This is a genomic window from Colwellia echini, from assembly GCF_002843355.2.
Classification (GTDB): domain Bacteria; phylum Pseudomonadota; class Gammaproteobacteria; order Enterobacterales; family Alteromonadaceae; genus Colwellia; species Colwellia echini.
The window spans coordinates 1-4,023 of sequence record NZ_PJAI02000046.1 but is presented as its reverse complement, the minus strand read 5'-3'; the positions used below and the strand labels follow the sequence as shown (position 1 = coordinate 4,023).

Here is a 4,023-nt window from a genome sequence, read left to right as displayed (position 1 = left end):
CGAGTAGATAACTTAGTAAAACAAGCTCTTGATGATTCATTTTGCGTGAACCCCTTGGAACTGGATGCGCATTGTAGAGAGTTTTTGATAGAGCACAAGCACTAATTTCATTTAATTATCTGTTCGGTTATAAATACTACTAATAGATTATTTAGCATAACAATATCGTTTATTAAAAAGTCTATTATGGCGGTTAATATAATTATCCTCTTCTATTCCTTGTGTTTGGTTTTCTCGCTTTTGTTTTAGCACCACCAGATAATGCATCTTTTCGCGCATTCTTTTTATTGATCGATCGCTTAACTGATTTTAAATTTTTTGTTAAGTCAGGTTCATAACCCGGTAACCATTGTTGTAGTAACCTAATATCCAACAACTCTTCAATCGCAGTTAATAACCATTCTTCGTCAACACTTACTAAAGATACAGCTAAACCTGAGTTTCCAGCTCGCGCTGTTCTACCTATCCGATGTACATAATCTTCTGCGTTATAAGGAAGCTCATAATTTATAACATGGGCCAAACCTTTAATATCAATACCACGAGCCGCAACATCTGTTGCAATCAAAGCCCGTACTTTTCCTTCTTTGAATTCAAGCAATGCTTTTTCTCGAGCACCTTGAGATTTGTCTCCATGTATAGCGACTGACTTAACACCATCTTTGGTCATTTCTTTCGCTAAATCATCTGCACATTGTTTAGTGCGCGTAAAGACTAAAACTTGTTTCCAATTTTTTGATCCTATCAAGAAAGATGTTAACTCTCTTTTTCTATCTGCATCAACACCATAAACTAATTGCTCTACATCTTCCGCAGCTTTATTTTTTTCGTCTATCTCAATAATTTTAGGATTAATTAACATGTTCTTACTCATCCGATAGATCTCATCGGCAAAAGTAGCTGAGAATAGTAATGTTTGTTTGGTTTTTGGAAGCTGTTGAGTAATTCTTTCTATTTCGTCTTTAAACCCCATATCAAGCATACGATCGGCTTCATCAAAAACGAGCACATTTATCTTATCTAAACTCACAGATTTAGTATGGAGCAGATCTAACAAGCGACCAGGTGTCGCTATTAAAACATCTATACCTTGTTTGATATCTAAAATTTGTTGTTTTGTACTCACGCCACCATAAGCTATCCCCATATTTATCGAAGTGTACTCTCCGTAATGGCAAAAACTTTTATATACCTGTTGGGCGAGCTCTCTTGTTGGTGTTAACACTAATACTCGAAGCTCAGTTTTTGCAGGCTTTGTTAATAGAAGGTTCTGTAGTATTGGTAGCGCAAACGCGGCGGTTTTACCTGTTCCGGTTTGTGCTCTTGCCATAACATCGTGTTTAGCTAGAATTAACGGGATACTTTGCTTTTGTATTTCTGTTGGTTCATTATAAGAAGACTTTGATATTGCTTTAAGTAATGATGGATCTAAAGAAAAAGATGTAAATGCCATTCGTTTAACCAGAACTAATTTGAGTTGAGTAATTGTAACAGAAGTCGTATATATCTATCTTAGTTATTAGCATATTTACCTTAAGGGCATCATGACAACAAATTATTATCAAAATATGCGCTTCTTGATAGTTGATAATATCAAGCCTTCGCAAGAAATTTTAAAGCAATTTGTAATGCGATCTACTAATAAGCAGGTAGATAGCACGCACTATGCGCAAGATGTCGCCTCAATTTGCCAACAAAAACCTTATGATGTAATTTTATTAGGTTACGATCTTGGTGAAAATCAAAAGAATGGACAGCAAATTCTAGAAGATCTTCGAGTTAATAATTATATAAATCGACAATGTATTATTATATTAATTACCGCTGAAGTTTCACAATCGATGGTACTTGCCGCACTAGAGCACAAACCCGATCATTATTTATGTAAACCATACTCTTTAAATGATTTAGATAAACGTTTGCAAGATTGCTTCAAGAAGAAAATAGTCATGGGCAAAATATATCAAGCACTGGATGATAATAACCATGATCTTGTAATAAGACGCTGTAAACGCGCAATAGCTGAAGATACACCATATATAACCGAATGTTTAGGTATTTTATCACGACAGTATTTTGAGTTAGAAAGGTTTGAAGAGGCTAATGCTATCTATCTAAAGCATCAACATTCAGCAAACTGTCAATGGGCAACTATAGGGCTAGGAAAAATAGCATTAAATGAAAACAAACTTAGCCAAGCTGAAAGATTATTTAAAGTATTAATTAAAGAATATCCACTTTACTTATCAAGTTATGATTGGCTGGCTGTAACATATGAAGAGCAATTTCATTATTTGCTAGCCGAAGAAGTATTAGAGAAGGCTTTACATTTATCGCCTCGATCTTTGGCAAGGTTACAAAAATACGCAAGCCTTTGCATCCAAAATCAACATTTTGCCAAAGCAACAATAGCTTATGAAAATAACTATAAATTAGCACATAACTCTATTCATCATTGCGCTGATAATACTATTAAATACGTCAATGCACTCATCGAGCATGCACCAACTTTATCATTAGTCGATGCAAAGAAAATGAACAATAAAGCGTTATCATTTCTAAGACAAATGACCCGTGATTTTAAAGGTAGCGATTTAAAAATTCAGGCACACTTTTTAGGTGCATGCTTATACGAAATAACAAAAGAACGTCAATTAGCTAATGATGAAATAGTAAAAGGTGAAAAATTATTATCTAAAGAACAATTAAATATCCCCGCAGATAAATTAATAGAAATATCACAGACATTAAAGAGACTTAATAAAAACCATCTAGCCTCGCAATTACTTAAAACTAATATAGAAAATTCGGATGTTGATAAAGAAATTAAGAAAAAGTCATATAGCTTAAAAGATCAAGCTCAAGCAGATATTGAACTGGGTTTACGCCTATACAAACAGGAAAATTATCCGGAAGCGATAAGTAAATTACAGAATGCTTTAAACTTATTTCCTAAGCATATAGGAATTAAATTAAACTTATTACAGGTGTTATTAGTTTCATATGAAAAGCTTAAGCCTACTACAGAAGAGCTGGCTAAAGCTAACAAACTAATCGTTGAAATATCTGCATTGCATTTAAACAACAATGAAGAAGGAAAGCTAAAAAAAATGCAAAAAAAATACCAGCGTATTGCTGGTATTTAATCTTTCCTAAAAGGAAATATGGTGGAGGGAGGTGGATTCGAACCACCGAAGGCTGAGCCGTCAGATTTACAGTCTGATCCCTTTGGCCACTCGGGAACCCCTCCACGGGGCCATTTCATCAATTATATTGATGGAATTTATATGTCTAGCAATGTCCCGCTACGCTCTCACATGGGCTTTTCTATGACATAGTCACACTACCCATCGGCGCTATTGCGATTCACTAACCAAACCTAATTAGGAGTCTAGCAATGTCCTACTCTCACATGGGAACTCCCACACTACCATCGGCGCAACTGCGTTTCACTTCTGAGTTCGGAATGGAATCAGGTGGGACCACAGCGCTATTGTCGCTAAACAAAAACTTTTATTTGTTAATTTACTTTTTAGGTAAAAGTAGACTAATAGATAAAACTTTCAGCAAAAAGCCCGTAACATCGTTACGGGCTTTTCAGAGCTTTCGCTCAAATTAAAAGTCAAGTAATGTCCCGCTACGCTCTCACATGGGCTTTTCTGCGACATAAGTCACACTACCATCGGCGTTGTTGCGGTTCACTATCCAAACTAAATTAGAAGTCTAGCAATGTCCTACTCTCACATGGGAACTCCCACACTACCATCGGCGCAACTGCGTTTCACTTCTGAGTTCGGAATGGATTCAGGTGGGGCCACAGCGCTATTGTCGCTAAACAAAAAAGGTACAATCTTAGAAAGCTTGCTCAATGAGCTATAAATATCGTTTTATTCTTTATTCTAGTTCAAGTAACACGTAAGTACGTGATTTTACATTATTCATGTTTTTGTCAGTCTTCATACAATCCACTTCATAGCGCAAAACTACTTGGGTGTTGTATGGTTAAGCCTCACGGGTAATTAG

At 35.7% G+C, this 4,023-nt stretch carries 2 protein-coding genes, 1 tRNA gene and 2 rRNA genes; 1 reads left to right on the top strand and 4 read right to left on the bottom strand.

Annotated features, from left to right (window positions below):
* Positions 1–202: 202 nt before the first annotated feature.
* The gene (locus CWS31_RS17055) at positions 203–1,453 is read right to left on the bottom strand and encodes a DEAD/DEAH box helicase (RefSeq protein WP_101344580.1); all 1,251 of its coding nucleotides are present in this window, start codon (positions 1,451–1,453) and stop codon (positions 203–205) included.
* A gap of 91 nt (positions 1,454–1,544) precedes the next feature.
* Here CWS31_RS17055 and CWS31_RS17050 point away from each other — a divergent pair, with 91 nt between their 5' ends.
* Positions 1,545–3,146 carry a response regulator gene (locus tag CWS31_RS17050; protein WP_101344581.1) on the top strand — a complete coding sequence of 534 codons (1,602 nt, stop codon included), beginning with the start codon at positions 1,545–1,547 and terminating at the stop codon, positions 3,144–3,146.
* 19 nt (positions 3,147–3,165) lie between these two features.
* Here CWS31_RS17050 and CWS31_RS17045 read toward each other — a convergent pair.
* The 3 genes from CWS31_RS17045 to rrf (CWS31_RS17035) all read right to left on the bottom strand — a co-directional run bounded on the left by CWS31_RS17045 (position 3,166) and on the right by rrf (CWS31_RS17035) (position 3,836).
* A tRNA-Tyr gene (locus tag CWS31_RS17045) sits at positions 3,166–3,250 on the bottom strand.
* A 139-nt stretch (positions 3,251–3,389) separates the two neighbouring features.
* Positions 3,390–3,504: ribosomal RNA gene (rrf, locus tag CWS31_RS17040) — 5S ribosomal RNA — on the bottom strand.
* Positions 3,505–3,721: 217 nt separating this feature from the next.
* Positions 3,722–3,836: ribosomal RNA gene (gene rrf, locus CWS31_RS17035) — 5S ribosomal RNA — on the bottom strand.
* Positions 3,837–4,023 lie beyond the last annotated feature (187 nt).

What these genes read in the sequence shown, in the direction of transcription:
- CWS31_RS17055 (WP_101344580.1), bottom strand. Translation starts at nt 1,453, where the DNA reads ATGGCATTTACATCTTTTTCTTTAGATCCATCATTACTTAAAGCAATA.
- CWS31_RS17050 (WP_101344581.1), top strand. Translation starts at nt 1,545, where the DNA reads ATGACAACAAATTATTATCAAAATATGCGCTTCTTGATAGTTGATAAT.